This window comes from Methylobacterium sp. 1A (assembly GCF_058072805.1).
This window is the reverse complement of the sequence record NZ_JBYQVE010000001.1, coordinates 1,364,151-1,387,772: the sequence shown is the minus strand read 5'-3', so window position 1 is coordinate 1,387,772 and position 23,622 is coordinate 1,364,151. Positions and strand designations below refer to the sequence as shown.

Here is a 23,622-nt window from a genome sequence, read left to right as displayed (position 1 = left end):
CGGTCGGGCGCCGTGTCGTCTTCGGATGATCGCCGCGAACTGAATACACTATGCAGAACGCGGCCGATCGCTCAAGAACACCGAAAGTATTCCGGGGCGATGGCCGTCGGTCAAAGGAACGGGTTGCCGTTTTTAAGCCGATCTCGGCGAGACTTTTCTTCGCCGAGATCCTGCGCGCGCGGCTTTGTCCTAGGCGGCGCGGGCCGCGGGCGAATCGTGCAGGCGGCGCCACGCGAAGACCGAGAACACGCCGATCAGGCAGGCGGCGAGGCCGAACCACGTGAATGCGTATTGCAGGTGGTTGTTCGGCAGGTCGACCCGGAGCTGGCCGCCGCGCGGCCACGTCGTCTGCCCGGGAACGGCGTCGGCCTCGATCAGGTAGGGCTCGACCGTTCCGAGGCCGCGCGCCGCCGCGATGCCGGCGATGTCCCGGTTGAACCACTCCCCGCGGGCGGGATCCGGTTCCGGCACGAACATCGCACGGGGCTCGCTGGCGCGGAGAATGCCGGTGACCGTCGTCGGCCCTTCGATCAGGCCGTCCCGGCGGTCGCCCTGCGCCTTCAACTCCGTGGGGACGAAGCCCCGGTTGACCAGCACGACGCCGCCGTCCTCCCGGCGGAATGGCGTGAGCACGTAGTAGCCCTGCAGGGCGCGGCCCGGCGTCTCGCCGGGCGCCAGCCCGTGCACGAGGGTTTCCCGGTCGTTGAGGAACTGACCGCTGACCCGAACGTGCCGGAACTCGTCGCGCGCCGGATCCCAGGCCGCCGCGGCCGGCGGCGCCACCGGCTCCGCGCGGCCCTGACGTACGATCCGGGCGATCAGGTCTTCCTTCCAGGCCCTGCGCTCGAGCTGCCAAGTTCCCAGCCCCAGCAGGATGGCCAGGGCAACCAGCGAGGCGAGCCCCGGCGCGACCAGGTCGCGCCAGCCAGCGCGGTGCGGTCCGCTCGCGGTCACGGCTCGAAGCGCCCTTGCTCCGCCCGATTGCTGAACTGCAGGGCGATCAGCAGGCCCTTGAGGGGCCGCACCAGGATCAGGCTGAGCCCGACCGAGAGGGTCAGGGCCACCAGGGCGTGGACCCAGATCGGCGGCTCGTAGGTGATCTCCAGCCAGAGGGCGAGACCGACCACGATCAGGCCGACGATCGACATCACGAAGAAGGCCGGCCCGTCCGCGGAGTCGAAATGCGCGTAGTCGAGCCCGCACGCCTCGCAGGAGGGGCGCAGGCTCAGGAACCCTTTGAACAGGTGACCCTCACCGCAGCGCGGGCACCGGCCGCGCAGGCCGGTCGGGATCGGCGGCGGCGGCGAGTAGGTTCGGTTGTTCACGGGCACACTCCAGACCTGTTCCGTGCGGGACCCCATCGACCCGCGCGCGGGCCGCTCTCGTCGATACGGGGTTCGCGCGGCGTCGGAAACGCAGAAGGGCGGCCTGAGCCGCCCTTCGCAGATCCGCCATGCGGCGGCGGGATGGTTCCGCTCAGTGAGCGCCGCCGCCGTGGAAGACCCCCGAACCCCACACGTAGATGGCGGCGAACAGGAACAGCCACACGACATCGACGAAGTGCCAGTACCAGGCGGCGAACTCGAAGCCGAGGTGCTGACGCGGGGTGAACTGGCCCGCGTAGACGCGGAACAGGCACACCGCCAGGAAGATCGTGCCGATGATGACGTGGGCGCCGTGGAAGCCCGTCGCCATGAAGAAGGTCGACGAGTAGATGCTGCCCGAGAAGCCGAACTCGGCGTGGCTGTACTCGTAGGCCTGGCAGGCGGTGAACAGCACGCCGAGGATGATCGTCAGCCACAGGCCGTACTTCAGGCCCTTGCGGTCGCCCTCGATCAGCGCGTGGTGCGCCCAGGTGACGGTGGTGCCCGAGGTCAGCAGGATCAGCGTGTTTAGGAGCGGCAGGTGCCAGGGATCGAACGCCTCGATGCCCTTCGGCGGCCAGACACCGCCGGTGAACTCCACGCGCGAGACCTGGATCGGGTCGGCGGTGTAGAGGGCAGCCTCGAAGTAGGCCCAGAACCACGCGACGAAGAACATCACCTCGGAGGCGATGAACATCATCATGCCGTAGCGGTGGTGAAGCTGGACGACGCGGGTATGGTCGCCGGAATTGGCCTCGTGCGCGACGTCCTTCCACCACGAGTACATGGTGTAGAGGACGCCGATCGTGCCGGCCCCGAAGATGTAGGGACCGGGAGCCAGGGTGCCGATCGTGAGGCTCTTCATCCAGAACACGGCGCCGAACGCCATGAGAAAGCCCGAGAAGGCCCCGATCAACGGCCACGGGCTCGGATTCAGGATGTGGTAGTCGTGATTCTTGGCGTGCGCCTCGGCCATCGTCCCGTCGCTCCTCACCCTTGCGCCCTGCGCCGTTCCCGGCCTTACGCTGTTCGTTGCCTGCCCTAGGCCGGGCGCGGCACGCACCACGCCCAAGCTTGCTGGCAGCTTTAGTCGCTGCGGCCCCGTGTTGTCACGGGTCCGCGATCAGAAATCGCCCTTCGTTCCCGAGGAAGACGATTTCGCCACCGTCGCCTTCACGGGTTCACCGTTCTTGGAGGCGAAGTAGGTGTAGGACAGCGTCATCTCCGAGAGATGCGCGGTGTTCGAGTCGTCCCGAACGGCCGGATCGACGTAGAACACCACCGGCACGTCCAGCGTCTCGCCCGGCTGGAGCGTCTGCTCGTTGAAGCAGAAGCACGCGATCTTGACGAAGTAGCCGCCCATCAGACCCGGCTGGACGTTGAAGGTCGCCACACCCGCCGAGGGCGTGCTGCCGGTGTTCTGCACGCGGAAGAAGACCGTCTTGGTCTCACCGAGCTTCGCCTCGACGCTGCGCACTTCCGGGATGAATTTCCAGGGCAGCCCCGGCGCGACGTTGGTGTCGAAATGGACGACCATGCTGTCGTCGGTCCGCGCCGCGGAGGCCGAGAGGGCCGGTCCCTGCCGGGGCGTGCCGTCGTAGCCGGTCGCCTTGCAGAAGGCGTCGTAGAGCGGCACCGACGCGAAGGCGAGGCCGATCATGCCCACGGCGAGACCCGCGCAGGCGAGGGCGGTGCGCGTGGCGGCCCGATTCGATCCTGATGGAGGAACTGTCATCGGGGGCGCCTCAGAGCGGCCGGGTCAGGATCTGAGGGCCGAGCTTGACGATCGTCAGCACGAAGAACAGCAGGACCCAGGCTCCCAGCGCCAGCGCGATCGCGATCGAGCGCTTGCGGCGGCGCGCCTCCTGCTCGGGCGTGAGCGGCCGGTACTGGATCTCGGGATCCGCCATGGCGCTCAACCCAGGACCGGGCGGAACAGGCCGAAGCTCTGCTCGGCCAGGAGCGCCGAGAACAGCGCGAACAGGTAGAGGATCGAGAAGCCGAACATGCCCATGGCGGCGCGCCGCTCGGCATCGCCCTCGCGGTTCCGCAGCACGCGGATGCTGAAGGCCACCATGCCCAGGCCGCCGACGAGGCCGACCACCGCGTAGACGAGGCCACCGAAGCCCAGGGCCACCGGGACGAGGCCGAGGGGGGCGAGCAGCAGCGAGTACCACACGATCTGGCGGCGGGTGGAGGCCGGGCCGGCGACGTTCGGCATCATCGGGATGCCGGCGCGGGCGTACTCGTCGGCCTTGATCAGGGCCAGCGCCCAGAAGTGCGGCGGGGTCCAGATGAAGATGATGGCGAACAGGATCAGCGACTCGACGCCGACCGACCCGGTCACCACCGCCTGCCCGATGACAGGCGGCAGGGCTCCGGCGGCGCCGCCGATGACGATGTTCTGCGCGGTCGCCCGCTTCAGCCACATCGAGTAGACCACGGCGTAGAACACGATGGTGAAAGCGAGGAGCGCGGCCGCCAGGAGATTGGCGGCGAGACCGAGCACCACCACGGAGGCGACCGAGAGGAACAGTCCGAAACCCAGTGCCTCCTGGGAGGTGATCCGGCCCGACGGGATCGGCCGGGTTGCTGTCCGACTCATGACCGCGTCGATGTCGGCGTCCCACCACATGTTGAGGCAGCCGGACGCACCGGCGCCGACCGCGATGGCGAGGAGCGAGATCGCGCCGATGGCCGGCTGCACATGGCCCTGCGAGACCACCATTCCGACCAGCGCGGTGAAGATCACGAGGACCATCACCCGCGGCTTCAGCAGGGCGAAGTAGTCCGGAACGTCGCCGCCGGCGGTCGTGAGGGCCGGGGCCGGAACGTCCGGTCCGATCGTGTTCGTCAGGCTCGTCATCGCGTCTGCCGCTGCTGTGTCGGCGCCCGGCCGCGCGCGTCACGGCCGAGTCGTGTCTCGAAATCGACGTGTTCCAAGGATCGGCGTGAGCGGGGCCCGGGACTTCTCCCTCGGCCCGTGCGGGTCGCCCTCATCGCTCGCCCTTGCCGGGAGGTCGGCCGACCGGCCTCCGGGGAAGGGCGAGGGCCGCGGACGCGGCCCTCGCGGGATGTCTATCAGTGCGCGCCCGGCTCGTCGACGATGCGGGGCAGCGTCTCGAACTGGTGGAACGGGGGCGGGGAGGAGAGCGTCCACTCGAGGGTGGTGGCGCCTTCGCCCCACGGGTTGTCCGCGGCCCGCTCCTTCGAGCGGAAGGCGAGGATCACGCCGATCACGAACACGAACATGCCGAGCGCGAAGATGTGGCCGCCGTAGGTCGACACCTTGTGCCACTGGGCGAATGCGTCCGGGTAGTCGGCGTAGCGGCGCGGCATGCCGGCGAGGCCCAGGAAGTGCATCGGGAAGAACAGGACGTTCGCGCCGATGAAGGCCAGCCAGAAGTGCAGCTTGCCGGCCCATTCGGGGATGATGTGACCGGTCATCTTCGGGAACCAGTAGTAGACACCGGCGAAGATGATGAACACGGCCCCGAGGGACAGCACGTAGTGGAAGTGCGCGACCACGTAGTAGGTGTCGTGCAGGTACTTATCGACCGCCGAGTTGGCCAGCACGACGCCGGTGACGCCGCCGACCGTGAACAGGAAGATGAAGCCCACCGCCCAGTGCATGGCGGCGGTGAAGCGGATGGAGCCGCCCCACATGGTGGCGATCCACGAGAAGATCTTCACGCCGGTCGGGACCGCGATCACCATCGTGGCGAACACGAAGTAGGACTGCGTCTGCAGCGACAGGCCGACCGTGTACATGTGGTGCGCCCACACGACGAAGCCGACGACGCCGATCGCCACCATGGCGTAGGCCATCGCGAGGTAGCCGAAGACCGGCTTGCGCGAGAAGGTGGCGATGATGTGCGACACGATGCCGAAGGCCGGCAGGATCATGATGTACACTTCGGGGTGACCGAAGAACCAGAACAGGTGCTGGTACAGGATCGGGTCACCGCCGCCGGCCGGGTCGAAGAAGGTCGTGCCGAAGTTGCGGTCGGTCAGCAGCATCGTGATGGCGCCCGCGAGCACCGGCAGCGAGAGCAGCAGCAGGAACGCGGTGACCAGCTCGGCCCAGGCGAAGAGCGGCATCTTGTGCAGCGTCATGCCCGGGGCGCGCATGTTCAGGATCGTGGTGATGAAGTTGATCGCGCCGAGGATGGAGCCCGCGCCCGACAGGTGGAGCGCGAAGATCGCGAAGTCGACGGCCGGGCCGGGATGGCCGGCGGTGGAGAGCGGCGGGTAGACGGTCCAGCCGGTGCCGGCGCCGGACGCGCCGGGCGCGCCCTCGACGAACAGCGAGCAGAGCAGGGAGCAGAAGCCCGCCACCGTCAGCCAGAACGAGATGTTGTTCATGCGCGGGAACGCCATGTCGGGCGCGCCGATCATGAGGGGCACGAACCAGTTGCCGAAGCCGCCGATCAGCGCCGGCATCACCATGAAGAACACCATGATGAGACCGTGACCGGTGACGAACACGTTGTAGGTCGCGGGGTTCGAGAAATACTGCAGGCCGGGCGCCTCCATCTCCATCCGGATGCCGAAGGAGAGGAACGCGCCGATGATTCCGGCGCAGAAGGCGAACAGCAGGTAGAGGGTGCCGATGTCCTTGTGGTTCGTCGACAGGAACCAGCGGGCGAAGAACGACGGCTTGTGGTCGTGGACCTCATGGGCCCCGGCATGGGCTGCGGCTGTAGCCATGGATTCGAATGCCTTGTGGATCTGATGGGGTCTGTTCGATCAGCCGGGGCTCAGCGGGCCTCGGCGAAGCTCGTGCCGTTGTCGATGCGGGCGTACTTGGTCTTCGCCTCCTTCAGCCAGTCGGCGTAGGCCTGCTCGCTGACCACGCGGACCACGATGGGCATGTAGGCGTGGCGCTGGCCGCACAGCTCGGAGCACTGGCCGTGGAAGGTGCCCTCCTTGTCGGCCTTGAACCACATCTGGTTCAGGCGGCCGGGGACGGCGTCGATCTTGAAGCCGAAGGCCGGCATCGCCCAGGAATGCAGCACGTCGGCGGCGGTGACCTGGATCTTCACGATCTTGTTGACCGGAACGACCATCTCGTTGTCGGTCTGGAGCAGGCGCGGCTGCTTGTCCTCGTCGATGTTGGCATCGAACGTGAAGCCGCCGCCGGCCTCGGTCTGCGGGTACTCGTAGGACCAGTACCAGGCGTGGCCGACGACCTTGACGATCATGTCGGCCTTCGGGTCCGAGAGCTGCGTGCGCAGCAGGCGGAAGGACGGGATCGCCACGGCGACCAGGATCAGCACCGGCACGATCGTCCAGGCGACCTCGATGGCGGTGTTGTGCGTGGTTCGGGACGGGGTCGGGTTGCGCTTCTCACCGAAGCGGTAGACGCACCACAGGATGAGCCCGAGGACGAACACCGAGATGGCGAGGGACAGCCAGTGCAGGCCGATCTCGAAGTTCAGGATGTCGCGCGCGTTCTCGGTGACCGGGATCTGCCGGTCCATCTCCCACGGCACGGGCTGACCGAAGCCCGCGGCCTGCGCGCCGGATATCGGGAAGAGCAGGGCGCCGAGAGCGGCGAGGCTCCAGAGTGACCGGTTGATCGTCCGCACCGTCCGCATCTGCCTCTCGTGGCTCCCCTGAAACTGTCTGGCTGCCGCCGGACCTCCCCGTCTTGAACGCGTGCGGGATTGTACCGACGTGACGGAGTACCGGTTGTGTCACCCGGCATTATCCGACCGGCGCTTCAGACCACAAGGGCCGGCCACGTGCAACCGCACAAGCGTCGCATCGCGCGCTTTCCCGCCAGTTGACGGCGCCTCGTGGCGTCGGCGCACTAGGGGCCGGCGAAATCGTTCCCTGTCGCGTCGCGCCGGGGATGAAGCGTCGCGACGCGTTCGTGCCACGCCTGCGGAGTTCGAGATGTCCACCCAAACCGGCAGCCCCACCTCCGGTCCTCTGCCCTGCGCAGTGCCGGCGCCGATGCAGGTGATGACCTATACGGGCTCGGCGCCGAGGCCGGACACGCGGGCGCTGGCCGTCGAGGCGCCGGTCAACCTCGTCTACGGCAGCGTGCCGCACGCCGTGATGATGGCGACGCCCGCCGACCTCGAGGATTTCGCCTACGGCTTCAGCCTGACGGAGGGCATCGTCGACAGCGCGGAGGAGATCCGCGCGACCCGGGTGGAGACGGCGTCGGACGGTCTGCGCCTCCACGTCGAGCTCGCGCCGGGCCGGCTCCGCGAGCATCTGGCGCGCAAGCGCGCCATCAGCGGCCGCACCGGCTGCGGGGTCTGCGGCATCGAGGACCTGGCGCAACTGCCGCAGGCCGGTAAGCGGGCGGATTCCGAGGTCCGGGTCGGGCTGCCCGCTATCGCCCGCGCCCTGTCGAATCTCGACAGCGCCCAGCGCCTCGGCGCGGAGACGCGCGCGGTCCACGCCGCGGCCTGGGCGCGCCTCGACGGCGGCCTCGCGGCTGTGCGCGAGGATGTCGGCCGCCACAACGCTCTGGACAAGCTGATCGGCACCCTGATGCGGACCGGGACGCCCGCGGACTCGGGTTTCCTGGTCATCACCAGCCGCTGCTCGTTCGAGATGGTCGAGAAGGCCGCGCGGCTCGGCGCGGCCGTGATCGTCGCTATCTCCGCGCCGACGTCGCTGGCCCTCGACCGGGCCCGGTCCTACGGCATGACGCTCTGCGCCATCGCGCGGGCCGACACCGTGACGGTGTTCACGGGAGCCGAGCGGCTGACGGACGGCGCGTGACGCGCCGGTTCCGTCCGCCGAATTTACTCGGCTTGGCCCGGGACGATGGTCGCGCCGCCGATCACCCGAACCGGCTTCTTGTCCGTGGGCGGATCCTTCCAATCCTTCGCGGCCGGCTTGGCCGTCTCGGCCACGGCGGCGTCGGCCGGCTTCGACGGCGCGGCGGGTCGCGCAGCGGGAACCGGGGCCAGGGCCTTCTCGATCGCCGCCGCCTCGGTCTCGGGCGCGGGACCGGCGCTCGGATCCGCTTTGGCCGTATCGGCCGGCGGGAGCTTGGGGGCCGGTGCCTCGGGAGACGTGCGGGGCGGCGGCTTCAGCTCCGGCGTCCGGGCGAGCGCTCCGCGCGCGACCCGCTTTGGCGGAGCGTTGGGCGGAGCGGTCCGGCCGACGCTGTCGGGATTCACGCCTTCGGGATTGGCCTCGGGCCGCAGGGCCTCGGTGCCCGGCCGGCGCTGGGGCCGCGCCACCGGACCGTCCTCGGGCGGGACCGGACGCATCGCGCGGCGGGGCACGACCTCGTCCTCGGTCCAGCCGAAGCCCGGTGCGGGTCGCTCCAGCCGAGCGACGGTCTCGGGCGCACCGATCGGCCGGCGGCCCACGATCCCGCCCGTCATGGGATCGACGAACAGCCGGACGGGCGCGCCGGCGGGACCGACGGCGTCGACCACGTAGACCCGCCCGTCGAAGCGCGGGCGGCTCAGGCCGCTGAACCCGCGATCTGCGAGGCGCCAAGCGACGACGCGAGGCGGGAGGACCTCTTCCTCGAAGGCGAATTGCGCGCGCGCGCCGCCTGATGCGCCCAAGAGAGCGAGCGCCGACAGGCACGCGGCGCGAAGCGTCCGGCTCATCGGGCGTGGGAAGCGCGCAGCGGCTCTGCTCGTCATCGTCACTCTTGTGCGTTCTGGGTTTGGAGACCCGGCAGAGTGTCCGGTTCGTGTCCGGTTCCGGCATGGTCCGGGCCGGTAGACCCGGACCTCGACCATGCCGGCGAGGTCGTTGCCCCGCATGCCGCTTGTGCTCGGCACGACCCGTAGAACCCGCGATTCGGGCGAGATTGCGGAGGCGGGGAGCGGGTTCCGGCCCGTCATTCAGAGCGGCGACACCGTCGCGGCCCGCAGTCTCTTGCTGAAAACATTTCAATCTGGCAGTTTCGCGACTTAGGACAGCACAACTGTCCCATCGGCCGTGCATCCCGGCCGTCGCCGTCTCGCGCGCGGGCGAGAAGTTTCGGCAGACGGACACGGGCGCGCCAGCGCACCGCTCTCCGAGCGGTCCGGGTCCTCGATGAACGCAGGCCGACGGACGTGTCCTCCCGGACCGGCCGGATGGCCTGCGGCAAGAGGCCGGGCGCGTGGCGCCGACGGCTTGCGGGCATGAAACATGCTCGCGGGTTCTTGGCTGCGGACGGGTTCGAGGGAAGGACGAGACGAAGCATGTCACAACGCAGACCCGCCGAAGAGTTTGCTGCGTCCACGGCCCAGGCTGCCGCCCCCCGCGGCGGCGCGATGCCGCTCATCGTGCGCGACCCCGCCTTTCCGAAAGCCCAGGGTTCCTACGATCCGGCCCGCGAGCGCGACGCCTGCGGCGTCGGCTTCATCGCCGACATGCACGACCGCCGGACCCACGCGATCGTCGAGCAGGGCTTGAAGATCCTGGAGAACCTCGATCATCGCGGCGCGGTGGGCGCCGATCCCAAGATGGGCGACGGCTGCGGCATCCTCACGCAGATCCCGCACGGCTTCTTCGCCGAGGAGTGCTCACGCCTCGGTTTCGAGCTGCCGCCGGCGGGCTCGTACGCCATCGGGCAGTTCTTCATGCCGAAGGCGGAGGAGCCGCGGGCGATCATCCAGGAGATCGTCGAATCGTCCCTGGCGGCCGAGGGCCTGCCGCTCCTCGGCTGGCGCGACGTGCCGGTGGACCCGGAGGATCTCGGCGACGCCGTGAAGGCGACCGAGCCGCACCACCGTCAGGTCTTCATCGGCCGACCCGCCTCGGTCACCGACCAGGACGCATTCGAGCGCCGGGTCTACGTCGCCCGCAAGGTGATCTCCAACAAGGTCTACGGCCTCGACGATCCGCGGGTGAAGGAGTTCTACCCGGTCTCCGTGTCGACCCGGACCATCGTCTACAAGGGCATGGTGCTGGTCACGCAGCTCGGCGGCTACTTCCTGGACCTGAAGGACGACCGCTTCGTCTCGGCGATCGCCCTCGTCCACCAGCGCTTCGCCACCAATACCTTCCCGACCTGGCGGCTCTCGCACCCCTACCGGATGGTCGCGCATAACGGCGAGATCAACACGCTGCGCGGCAACGTCAACTGGATGGCGGCGCGCCAGGCGAGCGTCGATTCCGACCTGTTCGGCAACGACATCTCGAAGCTGTGGCCGATCTCCTACGAGGGCCAGTCCGACACCGCCTGCTTCGACAACGCCCTCGAGTTCCTCGTGCAGGGCGGCTACCCGCTCGCCCACGCGATGATGATGCTCATCCCGGAGGCCTGGGCCGGCAACCCGCTCATGAGCGAGGAGCGGCGCGCCTTCTACGAGTACCACGCCGCCCTGATGGAGCCGTGGGACGGTCCCGCCGCCGTGGCCTTCACCGACGGCCGCCAGATCGGCGCCACCCTCGACCGCAACGGCCTGCGCCCGGCGCGCTACATCGTCACCGACGACGGCCTCGTGGTGCTCGCCTCCGAGATGGGCACCCTGCCGATCCCGGACGAGAAGATCGTCCAGTCCTGGCGCCTGCAGCCGGGCCGCATGCTGCTGATCGACCTGCAGAAGGGCCGCATCGTCTCCGACGAGGAGATCAAGGGCGAGCTCGCCGCCGCGCATCCCTACGCCGACTGGGTCAAGAACACCCAGATCGTCCTGGAGGACCTGCGCCCGGTGCAGCCGCGCGAGTCCCGCGGCGACGTCAGCCTGCTCGATCGCCAGCAGGCCTTCGGCTACACGCAGGAAGACCTCAAGCTGCTGATGCAGCCCATGGCCGTCACCGGCCAGGAGGCGGTCGGCTCTATGGGCACGGACACGCCGCTCTCGGCCCTCTCCGAGAAGTCGAAGCTGCTCTACACCTACTTCAAGCAGAACTTCGCGCAGGTCACGAACCCGCCGATCGACCCGATCCGCGAGGAGGCCGTGATGAGCCTCGTCTCGTTCATCGGGCCGCGGCCGAACCTGCTCGACATGGAGGGCGCGTCCCGGCGCAAGCGCCTGGAGGTCCGCCAGCCGATCCTCACCAACGCCGATCTGGAGAAGATCCGCTCGATCGGCCATTTCGAGGATCGGTTCGACACCAAGACCCTCGACATGACCTACCCGGCCGAGACCGGCGCGGCGGCCATGGACGGGGCGCTCGACCGCCTCTGCGACCGCGCCGAGGCGGCGGTGCGCGGCGGCTACAACATCATCGTGCTCACCGACCGGGCGGTCGGGCCGGATCGGATCCCGATCCCGGCGCTGCTGGCCACGGCGTCCGTGCACAATTACCTGATCCGCAAGGGGCTCCGGACCTCGGTCGGCCTCGTGGTCGAGTCGGGCGAGCCGCGCGAGGTGCACCACTTCGCCTGTCTCGCCGGCTACGGCGCCGAGGCGGTGAACCCGTACCTCGCCTTCGAGACGCTGCTCGACATGAAGGACGAGTTCCCGCCGGACCTCACCGACGACGAGATCATCTACCGCTACATCAAGGCGATCGATAAGGGCCTGCTGAAGGTGATGTCCAAGATGGGCATCTCCACCTACCAGTCCTATTGCGGCGCGCAGATCTTCGACGCGGTCGGCCTGAACTCGACCTTCGTCGGCCGCGACTTCTTCGGCACGGCGACGACCATCGAGGGCGTCGGCATGGCGGAGATCGCCGAGGAGACCGCGCGCCGACACCGCGACGCCTTCGGCGACGCGCCGGTCTACCGGAACGCCCTGGATGTCGGCGGCGAGTACGCCTACCGCCTGCGCGGCGAGACCCACACCTGGACGCCCGACACGGTGGCGACGCTGCAGCACGCGGTGCGCCTCAACGTGCCGGAGCGCTACCGCGAATACGCCGAGCTGGTGAACCGCCAGGAGCACCAGCTGAAGACGCTCCGCGGCCTGTTCCGCATCAAGTCCGCCGCCGAGCTCGGTCGCGCGCCGGTCCCGCTGGACTCGGTCGAGCCGGCCTCCGAGATCGTCAAGCGCTTCGCCACGGGCGCCATGTCGTACGGCTCCATCTCCAAGGAGGCGCACGAGACCCTCGCCATCGCGCTGAACTCGTTCGGCGGGCGATCGAACTCGGGCGAGGGCGGCGAGGAGGTCGAGCGGTTCAAGCCGCTGCCGGACGGGCGCTCGCGCCGGTCCGCGATCAAGCAGGTCGCCTCCGGCCGCTTCGGCGTCACGACGGAGTACCTCGTCAATTCCGACATGATGCAGATCAAGGTCGCGCAGGGCGCCAAGCCCGGCGAGGGCGGCCAGCTGCCCGGCCACAAGGTCGACGCCAAGATCGCCAAGGTCCGCTACGCCACCCCGGGGGTGGGCCTGATCTCGCCGCCGCCGCACCACGACATCTACTCGATCGAGGATCTGGCCCAGCTGATCTTCGACCTGAAGAACGTGAACCCGTCGGCGGACGTGTCGGTGAAGCTCGTCTCCGAGGTCGGCGTCGGCACGGTCGCGGCCGGTGTCGCCAAGGCGCGCGCCGACCACATCACGATCTCGGGCTTCGACGGCGGCACGGGTGCGGCGCCGCTGACCTCGCTCAAGCACGCGGGCGGACCCTGGGAGACCGGGCTGGCCGAGACCCAGCAGACGCTGGTGCTCAACAACCTGCGCGGGCGCGTCGCCCTGCAGGCCGACGGCGGCATCCGGACGGGGCGCGACGTGATCATCGCGGCGCTCCTCGGCGCCGATCAGATGGGCTTCTCGACCGCCCCGCTGATCGCGGCCGGGTGCATCATGATGCGCAAGTGCCACCTGAACACCTGCCCGGTGGGCGTCGCCACCCAGGACCCGGTGCTGCGCAAGCGCTTCAAGGGCACGCCGGAGCACGTGGTGAACTACTTCTTCTTCGTGGCCGAGGAGGTGCGGGAGATCCTCGCCTCGCTCGGCTTCACGAAGCTGGAGGAGGCGGTCGGCCGCTCCGACGTGCTCGACAAGGTCGAGGCCATCGCTCACTGGAAGGCGCGCGGGCTCGACTTCACCAAGCTGTTCCACCGGCCGAAGGTGGCCGAGGGCACGGCGATCCGCCACGTGGAGGTGCAGCACCACCCGATCGACACGGTCCTCGACCGGCGCCTGATCGAGAAGGCGCAGCACGCGATCGAGACCGGCGAGCCGGTGGTCATCACCGACACCATCCGGAACTCGGACCGGGCGGCGGGCGCGATGCTCTCCGGCATGGTCGCCAAGGCGCACGGCCACGAGGGCCTGCCGGACGACACGATCGTGGTGAAGCTCGCCGGCACGGCGGGCCAGAGCTTCGGCGCCTGGGTGGCGGCCGGCGTGACCGTCGAGCTGACCGGCCACGGCAACGACTACGTCGGCAAGGGCCTGTCGGGCGGCAAGCTGATCATCCGGCCGAGCGACGCGCTGAAGTCGCCGCAGGACCGGACCATCATGGTCGGCAACACCGTGCTGTACGGGGCGATCGCGGGCGAGTGCTACATCCGCGGCTCCGCGGGCGAGCGCTTCGCGGTCAGGAACTCCGGCGCGATCACAGTGGTCGAGGGCATGGGCGACCACGGCTGCGAGTACATGACCGGCGGCGTGGTCGTGTCGATCGGCGAGACCGGGCGCAACTTCGCGGCCGGCATGTCGGGCGGCATCGCCTACGTGCTCGATGAGGACGGCTCCTTCTCAGCGCGCTGCAACCTGTCGATGGTCGACCTGGAGCCGGTCGAGGAGGAGGACGACCTGATGCGTCGCTTCCATCAGGACGGCGACCTGGAGACCAAGGGGCGGGTCGACATCCTGGCCGACATGTCCGGGCACGACGAGGAGCGGCTGACGCAGCTTATCACCAACCATCTCAAGTACACGGGCAGCCCCCGCGCCAAGGCGATCCTCGACGACTGGAGCGGCTACCGCACCAAGTTCGTGAAGGTGATGCCGGTGGAGTACCGCCGGGCGCTGCGCGAAATGGAGATGGCGCGGATGCCGGTGGCCGCCGAGTAGGCGGCTTCCTGAGACCGGGCGGGCTCCCGCCCGGTCACGCACCCACACGAGACGACGACGAGGGCAGCGCAGTCAGAGACTGGCCGGCCCAGGGGCTGACCAATGGGCAAGATCACAGGCTTCCTCGAGTTCGACCGGCAGGAGCAGAAGTACCAGCTCGCCGCCGACCGAGTCCGGCACTTCCGCGAGTTCACGCTCCCGCTCGACGAGCACGACCTGACGAAACAGGCCGCGCGCTGCATGGATTGCGGCATCCCGTTCTGCCATGGGCCGACGGGCTGCCCGGTCCACAACCAGATCCCGGACTGGAACGACCTCGTCTTCCAGTCGGATTGGGAGGAGGCGTCCCGCAACCTCCACTCGACGAACAATTTCCCGGAGTTTACCGGCCGCGTCTGCCCCGCGCCCTGCGAGGAGGCGTGCACGCTCAACCTCGAGAACCAGCCGGTCGCCATCAAGACGATCGAGCAGGCGATCGCCGACCGCGCCTGGAACATGGGCTGGGTGAAGCCCGAGCCGGCGCAGACCCGCACCGGCAAGCGCGTCGCGATCGTGGGCTCCGGACCGGCCGGTATGGCGGCGGCGCAGCAGCTCGCCCGCGTCGGGCACGACGTCCACGTGTTCGAGCGCGAGCCGAAGGCGGGTGGCCTTCTCCGCTACGGCATCCCGGACTTCAAGATGGAGAAGCGCCACATCGACCGGCGCGTGCGCCAGATGGAGGCCGAGGGCGTCGTCTTCCACTACAACCAGAACATCGGTGTGACGAAGTCGGTCGACGAGCTCAAGGCCGAGTTCGACGCCGTGATGTTCTGCGGTGGCGCCGAGGATCCGCGCAACCCGCAGCTTCCCGGCCAGGACCTCGAGGGCGTCCACTACGCGATGCCCTACCTCGTCCAGTCGAACCGGCGCGTGAGCGCCGAGCCGATGCGCGGCAACGGCGAGCAACCGATCCTGGCCGCGGGCAAGAACGTGGTGGTCATCGGCGGCGGCGACACCGCCTCCGACTGCGTCGGCACCGCGTTCCGCCAGGGGGCCCTGTCGGTGACGCAGCTCGACATCCGCCCGCGCCCGCCGGAGCGGGAGGACAAGCTCACCGTGTGGCCCTACTGGCCGACCAAGATGCGGACCTCGTCCAGCCAGGCGGAGGGCGCGGAGCGCGAGTTCCAGGCCGCGACCCTGCGGCTCGAGGGGAACAAGAAGGGCCAGCTCACCGGCGTGGTCTGTGCCCGCGTCGATGCCAAGCGCCAGCCGATCGCCGGCACCGAGTTCGTGCTGCCGGCCGACCTCGTCTTCATGGCGATCGGCTTCGCGGGCTCGGTCCAGAAGGGGCTGCTGGAGCAGTCCGGGGTCGGCGTCGACAAGCGTGGCAATGTCGAGGCGAACGAGGACGACTACCGCACGTCGGACGCGAAGATCTGGGCCGCCGGCGATATGCGGCGCGGCCAGTCCCTGGTGGTCTGGGCGATCCGCGAGGGCCGTCAGGCGGCGCGCGCCATCGACGAGATGCTGATGGGCGCGAGCGTCCTGCCGCGCTGACGGCCTGCTGAGAGCGCGCGAAGGGCCCGCCCGGCTCAGCCGGGCGGCCAGCGGAAATCGTCGGCTCGGCCGGGCTGCGGCATCGGCGCGTTGCCGCGCAGCAGCGTCCGCTCCACGGTCCCGGAATTGTCCGGATCGCGCGGACGCCCATTCAGCAGCGCGCCGCCGGGCGACACCTCGCTCCGGCTCAACGGTACCACGGGGCCGGCCGCGGGCTTCACCGGGAGCGCCGGCACGCCGGGCGGCTCCGGCAGGCTCGGCAGCATCGCGGTGATCTGACGATCGATCGCCGCGGTATCGGTGGCCGTTGCGGTACCGTCGAGGCTCGGCCCGGGTGTCGCGGGCGGTGCGGTCGGCGCCACGGTCGCGGTCGGCGACGGCTCGGCCGTGCTCGGCACCGCGCCCATCAGCCGCTTCAGCTCGACATCGGCGAAGTGGGCCAGCTTCCGATCGCCCGCCTTGGTGAAATGGACACCGTCCGCGGTACGGAGCTTGGCGATCTGGCCTTCCGGATCCGGGCCCGACGCGGCGTACCGGTCCCGGTCGTCGACGAAGCCCGGCCAGATATCGACGTAGGTCCCGCCGGCCTTGGTCACGGTGTCCCGGACGATGTCGTTCAGGGAAGCGAGGTCCCGGCTCAGGGACTCGCTCTGGACCGGCGGCAGCCCGACCCAGATCAGCGGGATCTTGCGGTCGGTGAAGACTTTCGCCAGCGCCTCCACCCGGGCGCGGTAGAGGGCGCGCCAGCGGTCCGTGAGGGGATCGGCCGTCTCGTCGCCCTCGCGGATCGGCTGCCGATCGTTGGCGCCCAACATCACCAGGGCGTAGCGCACCTTCGCGTTGCTCTGGAGGTAGTCCTGCGCGACCTTCGGCCAGTCGATCACGTCCTTGCGCACCAGACCGCTGTCGCCCTTCGCGCGGTCGATCACGGCGACGTCGGCATTGTCCTCGAACACGTCGTCGAGGCCCTTGGCGAGATGGTCGGCGAGGGAATCGCCGAAGACGGCGATCTGGACGTTCGGCTCGGTCTTGGCGACCGCGGGCTTCGGCGGTGTCGGCGCCCGGGCCGGACGGACCCGCCGCTTCACCGCGGGGGGCGGACGCTGCGCCTCTCCGGTCGCGTAGGGATTGGTTCGCTGGCGCGGGGCCCGGTAGGTGCGCTCCGGCTGCGGCGCCACCGGCTGCGGCCTGTCCTCCCAGGGCCAGTAGAACTGGCGCGGCGCCTCCTGCTGCGGCGCGTAGCGGGGCTGGCGCCCGGACGTCCCGTCGTCGCGGTAATAGGCGTCCCGCGGCCGCCGGCGCGGCGGCGCCTGGTAATAGGTGCCGCCCTGCTGCTGCTGGTAGCTGTCGCCCCACTGCGCGCGGGCTGGACCGCCCCCGAAAGTCGACACCTCCGCGAGCCCCAGCAGGACCGAGAGCCCGAGGATGAGGGGGCGTTCCGAAGGACGCCGACGAGCGAGGACCATGCGCATCCCGTACGCTTTACGCCGAACCGGGCCCGTTCGGACCGCGGCCACTATAGGTGGAAGCCGCGCGCGGGTCTAAACCTCTCGCCGGGCTCAGCGTCGCGGCGCTGCCTTCCCGGCCACGCGGGCGAGCAGGGCCGGCGTCGCGTACCCGTCGGCTGGCAATCCCACGCTGATCTGATAGCGCCGCACCGCCTCGCGCAGCTTCGGGCCCGCGCGCCCATCCGTCGGCCCGTCGTAGAAGCCGGAAGCCGCGAGGCCGGTCTGCAGGGCGCGGAGGCCCGGCCCGTCGAGGCGGGCTCCGGCGGGCCACGGCGCGGCCAGCGGCGGACCGCCGGCGAGGCGGTCGGCAAGGTGACCCACTGCCAGCGCGTAGGAATCCGAGGTGTTGTAGCCCCGGACCACCTCGAAATTGTCGGTGATCAGGAAGACCGGCGCGCCGAGGCCTCCGGGCAGGAACAGGCTAGCGCGTCCGGCCCCCGGCAGCGGCTGCCCGTCGGTGCGGCGAACGCCGCGCTCGGCGAAGCTCGCGAGTTCGCCCGCGTAGCGGCTCAGGTCGAACTCCTTCGGCAGGCGCACCTCGTAGCCCCAGGAGAGGGTCGGATTCCAGCCGAGATCCTTGAGATAGGCGGCGATCGAGGCCAGCGAATCCGCCGCGCTGGTCCAGATGTCGCGCCGGCCGTCGCCGTCGAAGTCGACCGCGTGGGCCAGATAGGTGGAGGGCAGGAATTGCACCTGACCCATCGCGCCAGCCCAGCTGCCGCTCATCCGGTCGGGCGCGATGTCGCCGCGCTGCAGGATCGTGAGGGCGGCGAGGAGCTCGTCGCGGAACAGGCCGCCGCGGTGCCGCGCCTCGGCGAGCGTCGCCAGCGCCCGGACGGTCGGGACGTTGCCCGCACTCGCTCCGAAATCCGATTCGACGCCCCAGAACGCCATCACCATCGGACCCGGAACGCCGTAGCGGGCCTCGATCGCCGTCAGGGTCGACGCGAGGGTGGCGGCGCGGTCGCGGCCGCGCGCGATGCGGCCGGCCGAGACCGCGCCGACGAGGTACTCCCAGACAGGCCGGCTGAACTCGCTCTGGCGGCGGGTTCGCGCCAGGATGCCGGGATCGGGTCCTGTGATCCCGCGGAACGCCGCGTCGAAGGTCGCGGCGGAGACGCCCCGCGCCGCCGCGTCCGGACGCAGGGCCTCGACGAACGCCCGGAAGGCGTCCTCGGCGCGGGCCGGGCCGGTCGCGAGGCACGCCGCCGCGGCCAGGATCCATCGACGGGAATGCATCCGGTCAGATCCGATTGCGCTTCTCCAGGCGTTCTTCCCAGGCGAGGGCTTGGCCGACGATGGCGTCGAGGTCGTCGTGCCGGGGCTGCCAGCCCAGGCGATCGCGGATGCGCGCCGCCTCGGCGACGATTTGGGCCGGATCGCCGGCCCGGCGCGGGCACAGCCGCACTTCGAAGTCGCGGCCCGAGATCTGCTTCACGACCTCGACGACCTCGAGGACCGAGTAGCCGCGCCCGTAGCCGCAGTTCAGCGTCAGGCTCTCGCCACCGGAGCGCAGATGGTCGAGGGCGAGGCGATGCGCCTCCGCGAGGTCCGAGACCTGGATGTAGTCGCGCAGGCACGACCCGTCCGGGGTCGGGTAGTCGGTCCCGAAGACGTCGAGCCGGGCACGCTGGCCGAGCGCCGCCTGCGTGGCCACCTTGATCAGGTGCGTGGCGTTGGGCGTCGACTGGCCGGACCGTCCCTCCGGATCCGCGCCGGCGACGTTGAAGTAGCGCAGGACCACGTAGGAGAAGCTGTGCGCCGCGGCGGCGTCGGCGATCATCCACTCGCTCATCAGCTTCGAGCGGCCGTAGGGATTGATCGGCTTCAGCGGCAGGTCCTCGGGAACCGGCGAGGCCTCGGGCTCACCGTAGACGGCCGCGGTCGAGGAGAAGATGACATTCTTGACGCCGGCACGCACCGACGCCTCGATCAGCGCGCGGGTCTTCACCGTGTTGGCGAGGTAGTAGCCCAGGGGGTCGGCTACGGATTCGGGCACGACGATCTTGGCGGCGAAGTGGGCCAGGGCATCGATGCGGTGCTGCAGGATGGTCTGCGTCACGAGGGCCTGGTCGGCCACGTCGCCGACGACGAGCTTCACACCCTCTGGGACCGCCCAGTCGAAGCCGGTGGAGAGATCGTCGAGGACGACGACCTCCTCATGGCCGGCGTCGAGGAGCGCCAGCACCATGTGGCTGCCGATGTAGCCGGCACCCCCCGTCACCAGAACCGCCATCTCGCCCTCACTGCCGCCATCCCGGCAACTGCTTACGCCTTTGCAGACGGGAAATTTACGCCCCGCCGCCTCATACTAACGATGTACATGCTTGCGACGGCTCGCGTTAAGCTATCTCACTGACCGCACAGCTGACCACGTCGTTCCATCCAGTTCCGGGGTTACCGCTCGATGAAACCGATCCGCAAGGCCGTCCTCCCCGTCGCGGGCCTCGGCACGCGCTTCCTGCCCGCCACGAAGGCGGTCCCGAAGGAGATGCTCACGGTCGTCGACCGGCCCGTGGTGCAGCACGTCGTCGACGAGGCGCGCGCGGCCGGGATCGAGCACTTCATCTTCGTCACCGGCCGCGGCAAGGCGGTGATCGAGGACCATTTCGACATCGCGTTCGAGCTCGACCACACCCTTCAGGAGCGCGGGAAGACGGCCGCATACGAGGAGCTGAAGAAGGACCTGCCGAAGGCCGGCCAGACCAGCTTCACCCGCCAGCAGGCGCCGCTCGGCCTCGGCCACGCGGTGTGGTGCGCCCGCGAGATCGTCGGCGACGAGCCGTTCGCGGTGCTGCTCCCCGACATGCTGAGCCGCGGCTGCATGCAGCAGATGCTGGCCGCCTACGATCGCCACGGCGGCAACATCATCGCCGTCGAGGAGGTGGCGCCCGAGGAGACGCACCAGTACGGCATCGTCAGCGTGGGCGAGACCTACGGCCAGTCCTTCCAGATCACCGGGATGGTCGAGAAGCCCAAGCAGGGCACGGCGCCGTCGAACTTCATCATCTCCGGGCGCTACATCCTCCAGCCCGAGATCTTCGGGATCCTCGAGCACGGCAAGAAGGGCGCGGGCGGCGAGATCCAGCTCACGGACGCCATGATCGACCTGATGGAGAAGCAGGCCTTCTACGGCATGCGCTACGAGGGCCGGACCTACGATACCGGCTCGAAGCTCGGCTTCCTCACGGCGAATCTCGCCTACGCCCTGGAGCGGAACGATCTCGCAGGACCCCTGCGGGCCGAGATCGAGAAGCTGTTCAAGAGCCAGGGCTGAACGGCGCTGCGGGCGCGGATCCGATCACCGCGCCCCGCTGGGCGACACGTTCGACCGCATCGGTTCTCGCTCTGGTCCGAGCTACGCCTGCACGCGGCGACGCGCGCGGTGGCCAGCGAACGCGCTTCAGGTATGCGCGCAGAGCGGCCGCGGCGGGCGAATTGCGCTTGCTTCTTGTGCGGCGCACTTTAGTTTGTGCGTTGCGAGATCGCGATGGCGTCGCGGTCTCGCTGCCCTTCTTGGGCGTTTCCTCCCTAGACTTCGGGCCGCTCCTTCGGGAGTGGCCTTTTTTCTTTCCGGCATACCGCCGCTCTTCTTCGTGAACGGTCGGGGCAGCGTCCCTATTCCGCGGCCATCCGGCGGGGGACGAGATCGTCGAGGTCCTTGGCGACATCGGCGACGACGCCGCGCAGCGCCTCGACCAGTGCCGGGAAGCCCGCCGTCATCGCGAGGCTGGCCTCGTTCATGTAGAGGCCCCGATTCAGCTCGATCTGGAGCGCGTGGCGGTCGAGGTTCGGCTCGCCGTAATGCTCCGTGATGAAGCCGCCGGCGTAGGGCTTGTTGCGGACCACGCGGAAACCCCGGGCCCGGAACGCGGCCTCGAATCCGTCGATCAGGACGGGTGCGCACGCCGTGCCGTAGCGGTCGCCCAGCACCACGTCGGCTTTCATGTCCGGATCGCGGCCGAGGCTCGAGGAGGGCATCGAGTGGCAATCGACGAGCATGCAGTGGCCGTGGGTGCGCGCCGTGCGCTGGACCAGTCCGCGCAGCGCGCGATGATACGGCTTGTACAGGCTCTCGATCCGGGCGGTCGCCTCGGCGACCGGCAGGCGCCGGGCGTAGATCTCCTGGCCGTCGGCGACGACCCGGGGCACGGTCCCGAGACCGCCTGCGACGCGCATCGACCGGGTGTTGGCGAATGGCGGCAGGCGCCCCTCGAACATGCGCGGGTCGAGTTCGTAGGGCTCCCGGTTCACGTCGAGGAAGGCGCGGGGGAAGTTGGCCCTCAGGAGCGGCGCGCCCAGTCCGACGACCGATCTGAACAGGCGGTCGACGTGGGCATCCTCGGAGCGGCGCAGGGTCAGCGCGTCGAGCCGCGAGGCCGCGATGAAGTCGGGGGGGTAGACGGCCCCGGAATGACCGGTATTGAAGACGAAAGGCAGGGTGTGCGCTGCGGGCTCGTCGACCGCGAAGGCCGGGGCAAATCCGAAGGCGTCTGGCTGTACCGGCTCGGTTGCAGTCATCGGCTGGTGGACACCCCGGCGGTTGAACGAGGACGGCAGGCGCTCACTGTGGTGTGCGATCGATCGCCTGTCCACTCCGCACCGGCGGCCGACGCAGTCGCCCGGGAGACACGCGGCGGCGGCTGCGCGCTCCATCCTAACACCTTGTTTACCATCGCCTCCCTTTATGGGATCAACTTCTCGACTCGAAGGCTCGGATCCGGCCGATGAAAATCCTGCTGGCGGAAGACGACAACGACATGCGCCGGTTTCTGGCCAAGGCGCTGCAGAACGCGGGCTACGATGTCCTGTCCTTCGACAACGGCCTCTCCGCCTACAACCGGTTGCGCGAGGAGCCGTTCGAGCTGCTGCTGACCGACATCGTGATGCCCGAGATGGACGGCATCGAGCTGGCTCGCCGCGCCACCGAGCTCGATCCCGACATCAAGGTGATGTTCATCACCGGCTTCGCGGCGGTCGCCCTCAACCCGGATTCGAAGGCCCCGAAGGACGCCAAGGTCCTGTCGAAGCCCTTCCACCTCCGCGACCTCGTCAACGAGGTCGAGAAGCTCCTGGCCGCCTGATCCTGCCGATGCTTCGTCGACGGCGCGCGCGTTGCCCTGTGACCACACGGGCATAGGCAAGGCGCGCCCCGCGCTCCTATATGTCCCGAGTTCACGCGCGGGACGACGATCGCGATGCAGCCGGTCACAATCTACACCACGGCCTGGTGTCCCTACTGCTCGGCGGCCAAGAGCCTGCTGAAGGAGAAGGGCGTCGCCTTCCAGGAGATCGACGTCGAGCGCGTGCAGGGCGCCCGGTCCATCATGGTCGAGCGCGCCGGCGGCCGCACCAGCGTGCCCCAGATCTTCGTCGGCGCCACGCATGTCGGCGGCTGCGACGACCTGTACGCCCTCGATCGCGCCGGCAAGCTCGACCCGCTGCTCAAGGACACGGCCGATGCCTGAGCCCCGCTTCACGGCTGCCTGCGTGCAGATGCGGTCGGGGCGCGACCCGGCCGCCAATCGCGACGCGGCCGTGGCGGGCGTGCGCGAGGCGTCGGCGCGGGGCGCGGCCTACGTGCAGACTCCCGAGATGACGTCCCTGGTGGAGCGGAGCCGCGAGCGTCTGTTCGCCCACGTCACCACCGAGGAGCAGGACCCGACCCTGGCGGCGCTCCGCGAGGCCGCGCGTCAGACCGGAACGGTCGTCCAGATCGGCTCGATCGCGGTCAGGGCCGGCGACAAGATCGCCAACCGCGCCTACCTGATCGGCGCCGACGGGGAGATCCTGGCCTCCTACGACAAGCTGCATCTCTTCGACGTCGACCTGCCGAGCGGCGAGCGCTGGCGGGAATCCGCGACCTATTCCGGTGGAGCCTGCGCGGTGCTCGCCGAGACGCCGTGGGCCACGCTCGGCCTGACGATCTGCTACGACATCCGCTTCCCCGCGCTGTACCGCGCCCTCGCCGAGGCGGGCGTGGATGTGCTGACGGCCCCCGCCTGCTTCACCCGGCAGACCGGCGAGGCCCACTGGCACGTCCTGCAACGGGCCCGGGCCATCGAGACCGGCGCCTTCGTGATCTCGGCGGCGCAGGGCGGTCGGCACGAGGACGGGCGCGAGACTTACGGCCACTCGCTGATCGTCGATCCCTGGGGCCGGGTCCTGGCCGATGCCGGAGGGGACGAGCCGGGGATCATCCTGGCGGAGATCGACCTCGCGCAGGTCGCGGAGGCCCGGGCCCGCATCCCCTCGCTGCAGCACGGCCGGCCCTTCACCGTCGAGCGCGTCGGTCCGCGGACTCGCGCCGCGCAGTAGTCA

20 protein-coding genes are annotated in these 23,622 nt (G+C 69.6%); 7 read left to right on the top strand and 13 right to left on the bottom strand.

The features are described from left to right. Window positions 1-189: 189 nt before the first annotated feature. The 8 genes from ACX9MN_RS06775 to coxB form a co-directional block, all read right to left on the bottom strand. Window positions 190-954 carry an SURF1 family protein gene (locus ACX9MN_RS06775; protein WP_489724010.1) on the bottom strand — a complete coding sequence of 255 codons (765 nt, stop codon included), beginning with the start codon at window positions 952-954 and terminating at the stop codon, window positions 190-192. Beyond that, entirely contained in the window at window positions 951-1,361 is a 411-nt protein-coding gene (locus ACX9MN_RS06770) for a DUF983 domain-containing protein (RefSeq protein ID WP_170855114.1), read from the bottom strand. The genes ACX9MN_RS06775 and ACX9MN_RS06770 overlap by 4 nt, the downstream gene beginning before the upstream one ends. Before the next feature lie 115 nt (window positions 1,362-1,476). Next, a complete protein-coding gene (locus ACX9MN_RS06765; protein WP_427507563.1) occupies window positions 1,477-2,340 on the bottom strand; it encodes a cytochrome c oxidase subunit 3 in 864 nt (287 codons plus the stop codon). 147 nt (window positions 2,341-2,487) lie between these two features. Beyond that, a complete protein-coding gene (locus tag ACX9MN_RS06760; RefSeq protein WP_489724009.1) occupies window positions 2,488-3,099 on the bottom strand; it encodes a cytochrome c oxidase assembly protein in 612 nt (203 codons plus the stop codon). Between the two features lie 10 nt (window positions 3,100-3,109). Beyond that, complete coding sequence (locus tag ACX9MN_RS06755) at window positions 3,110-3,274, bottom strand: cytochrome c oxidase system small membrane protein (protein ID WP_020091409.1); 165 nt, start codon at window positions 3,272-3,274, stop codon at window positions 3,110-3,112. Between the two features lie 5 nt (window positions 3,275-3,279). After that, window positions 3,280-4,230 carry a heme o synthase gene (locus ACX9MN_RS06750; protein WP_020091410.1) on the bottom strand — a complete coding sequence of 317 codons (951 nt, stop codon included), beginning with the start codon at window positions 4,228-4,230 and terminating at the stop codon, window positions 3,280-3,282. A 215-nt stretch (window positions 4,231-4,445) separates the two neighbouring features. After that, complete coding sequence (ctaD, locus tag ACX9MN_RS06745) at window positions 4,446-6,074, bottom strand: cytochrome c oxidase subunit I (RefSeq protein WP_020091411.1); 1,629 nt, start codon at window positions 6,072-6,074, stop codon at window positions 4,446-4,448. 50 nt (window positions 6,075-6,124) lie between these two features. Then, window positions 6,125-6,964: a cytochrome c oxidase subunit II gene (coxB, locus tag ACX9MN_RS06740; RefSeq protein ID WP_056522032.1), complete on the bottom strand. Its 840-nt coding sequence runs from the start codon at window positions 6,962-6,964 to the stop codon at window positions 6,125-6,127. Window positions 6,965-7,334: 370 nt separating this feature from the next. On the opposite strand from coxB, the gene fdhD reads away from it, so the two are divergent. After that, window positions 7,335-8,108 (top strand): formate dehydrogenase accessory sulfurtransferase FdhD, encoded by a 774-nt coding sequence (gene fdhD, locus ACX9MN_RS06735; RefSeq protein ID WP_489725212.1) that lies wholly within the window; start codon window positions 7,335-7,337, stop codon window positions 8,106-8,108. Between the two features lie 23 nt (window positions 8,109-8,131). Here fdhD and ACX9MN_RS06730 read toward each other — a convergent pair whose 3' ends face one another. After that, the gene (locus ACX9MN_RS06730) at window positions 8,132-8,992 is read right to left on the bottom strand and encodes a hypothetical protein (protein ID WP_489724008.1); all 861 of its coding nucleotides are present in this window, start codon (window positions 8,990-8,992) and stop codon (window positions 8,132-8,134) included. Between the two features lie 549 nt (window positions 8,993-9,541). Here ACX9MN_RS06730 and gltB point away from each other — a divergent pair. Both gltB and ACX9MN_RS06720 read left to right on the top strand, forming a co-directional pair. Continuing rightward, window positions 9,542-14,257 (top strand): glutamate synthase large subunit, encoded by a 4,716-nt coding sequence (gene gltB, locus ACX9MN_RS06725; RefSeq protein WP_489724007.1) that lies wholly within the window; start codon window positions 9,542-9,544, stop codon window positions 14,255-14,257. 102 nt (window positions 14,258-14,359) lie between these two features. After that, window positions 14,360-15,793, top strand: coding sequence for a glutamate synthase subunit beta (locus ACX9MN_RS06720; RefSeq protein ID WP_020091416.1), 1,434 nt, complete (start codon window positions 14,360-14,362; stop codon window positions 15,791-15,793). A 35-nt stretch (window positions 15,794-15,828) separates the two neighbouring features. Here the strand turns inward: ACX9MN_RS06720 and ACX9MN_RS06715 are convergent, their stop codons facing one another. The 3 genes from ACX9MN_RS06715 to galE form a co-directional block, all read right to left on the bottom strand. Beyond that, on the bottom strand, window positions 15,829-17,259 hold the full coding sequence (locus ACX9MN_RS06715) for an SGNH/GDSL hydrolase family protein (protein ID WP_489724006.1): 1,431 nt from the start codon (window positions 17,257-17,259) through the stop codon (window positions 15,829-15,831). A 93-nt stretch (window positions 17,260-17,352) separates the two neighbouring features. Beyond that, window positions 17,353-18,540, bottom strand: coding sequence for a lytic murein transglycosylase (locus tag ACX9MN_RS06710; RefSeq protein WP_489724005.1), 1,188 nt, complete (start codon window positions 18,538-18,540; stop codon window positions 17,353-17,355). A gap of 4 nt (window positions 18,541-18,544) precedes the next feature. Then, window positions 18,545-19,537: a UDP-glucose 4-epimerase GalE gene (galE, locus tag ACX9MN_RS06705; RefSeq protein WP_489724004.1), complete on the bottom strand. Its 993-nt coding sequence runs from the start codon at window positions 19,535-19,537 to the stop codon at window positions 18,545-18,547. Window positions 19,538-19,708: 171 nt separating this feature from the next. Between galE and galU the strand changes: the two genes are divergently transcribed. After that, window positions 19,709-20,578, top strand: a complete 870-nt coding sequence (gene galU, locus ACX9MN_RS06700; RefSeq protein ID WP_091924328.1) for a UTP--glucose-1-phosphate uridylyltransferase GalU — start codon at window positions 19,709-19,711, stop codon at window positions 20,576-20,578. A 341-nt stretch (window positions 20,579-20,919) separates the two neighbouring features. Here the strand turns inward: galU and ACX9MN_RS06695 are convergent, their stop codons facing one another. After that, on the bottom strand, window positions 20,920-21,822 hold the full coding sequence (locus ACX9MN_RS06695; RefSeq protein ID WP_489724003.1) for an N-formylglutamate amidohydrolase: 903 nt from the start codon (window positions 21,820-21,822) through the stop codon (window positions 20,920-20,922). Between the two features lie 206 nt (window positions 21,823-22,028). Here ACX9MN_RS06695 and cpdR point away from each other — a divergent pair, with 206 nt between their 5' ends. The 3 genes from cpdR (at window position 22,029) to ACX9MN_RS06680 (ending at window position 23,619) form a co-directional block, all read left to right on the top strand. Beyond that, window positions 22,029-22,385, top strand: a complete 357-nt coding sequence (gene cpdR, locus ACX9MN_RS06690; protein ID WP_003603128.1) for a cell cycle two-component system response regulator CpdR — start codon at window positions 22,029-22,031, stop codon at window positions 22,383-22,385. Between the two features lie 114 nt (window positions 22,386-22,499). After that, window positions 22,500-22,769 carry a glutaredoxin 3 gene (gene grxC, locus ACX9MN_RS06685; protein WP_331299618.1) on the top strand — a complete coding sequence of 90 codons (270 nt, stop codon included), beginning with the start codon at window positions 22,500-22,502 and terminating at the stop codon, window positions 22,767-22,769. Continuing rightward, a complete protein-coding gene (locus ACX9MN_RS06680) occupies window positions 22,762-23,619 on the top strand; it encodes a carbon-nitrogen hydrolase family protein (RefSeq protein WP_489724002.1) in 858 nt (285 codons plus the stop codon). Before grxC ends, ACX9MN_RS06680 begins: the two co-directional genes overlap by 8 nt. The last annotated feature ends 3 nt before the right edge of the window (window positions 23,620-23,622 follow it).

Coding starts and splice junctions, on each gene's coding strand:
- grxC (WP_331299618.1), top strand. CDS start 22,500: ATGCAGCCGGTCACAATCTACACCACGGCCTGGTGTCCCTACTGCTCG.
- ACX9MN_RS06755 (WP_020091409.1), bottom strand. CDS start 3,274: ATGGCGGATCCCGAGATCCAGTACCGGCCGCTCACGCCCGAGCAGGAG.
- ACX9MN_RS06730 (WP_489724008.1), bottom strand. CDS start 8,992: ATGACGAGCAGAGCCGCTGCGCGCTTCCCACGCCCGATGAGCCGGACG.
- ACX9MN_RS06695 (WP_489724003.1), bottom strand. CDS start 21,822: ATGACTGCAACCGAGCCGGTACAGCCAGACGCCTTCGGATTTGCCCCG.
- ctaD (WP_020091411.1), bottom strand. CDS start 6,074: ATGGCTACAGCCGCAGCCCATGCCGGGGCCCATGAGGTCCACGACCAC.
- ACX9MN_RS06765 (WP_427507563.1), bottom strand. CDS start 2,340: ATGGCCGAGGCGCACGCCAAGAATCACGACTACCACATCCTGAATCCG.
- ACX9MN_RS06750 (WP_020091410.1), bottom strand. CDS start 4,230: ATGACGAGCCTGACGAACACGATCGGACCGGACGTTCCGGCCCCGGCC.
- cpdR (WP_003603128.1), top strand. CDS start 22,029: ATGAAAATCCTGCTGGCGGAAGACGACAACGACATGCGCCGGTTTCTG.
- ACX9MN_RS06770 (WP_170855114.1), bottom strand. CDS start 1,361: ATGGGGTCCCGCACGGAACAGGTCTGGAGTGTGCCCGTGAACAACCGA.
- ACX9MN_RS06715 (WP_489724006.1), bottom strand. CDS start 17,259: ATGGTCCTCGCTCGTCGGCGTCCTTCGGAACGCCCCCTCATCCTCGGG.
- ACX9MN_RS06710 (WP_489724005.1), bottom strand. CDS start 18,540: ATGCATTCCCGTCGATGGATCCTGGCCGCGGCGGCGTGCCTCGCGACC.
- ACX9MN_RS06680 (WP_489724002.1), top strand. CDS start 22,762: ATGCCTGAGCCCCGCTTCACGGCTGCCTGCGTGCAGATGCGGTCGGGG.
- galE (WP_489724004.1), bottom strand. CDS start 19,537: ATGGCGGTTCTGGTGACGGGGGGTGCCGGCTACATCGGCAGCCACATG.
- galU (WP_091924328.1), top strand. CDS start 19,709: ATGAAACCGATCCGCAAGGCCGTCCTCCCCGTCGCGGGCCTCGGCACG.
- coxB (WP_056522032.1), bottom strand. CDS start 6,964: ATGCGGACGGTGCGGACGATCAACCGGTCACTCTGGAGCCTCGCCGCT.
- gltB (WP_489724007.1), top strand. CDS start 9,542: ATGTCACAACGCAGACCCGCCGAAGAGTTTGCTGCGTCCACGGCCCAG.
- ACX9MN_RS06760 (WP_489724009.1), bottom strand. CDS start 3,099: ATGACAGTTCCTCCATCAGGATCGAATCGGGCCGCCACGCGCACCGCC.
- ACX9MN_RS06720 (WP_020091416.1), top strand. CDS start 14,360: ATGGGCAAGATCACAGGCTTCCTCGAGTTCGACCGGCAGGAGCAGAAG.
- fdhD (WP_489725212.1), top strand. CDS start 7,335: ATGACCTATACGGGCTCGGCGCCGAGGCCGGACACGCGGGCGCTGGCC.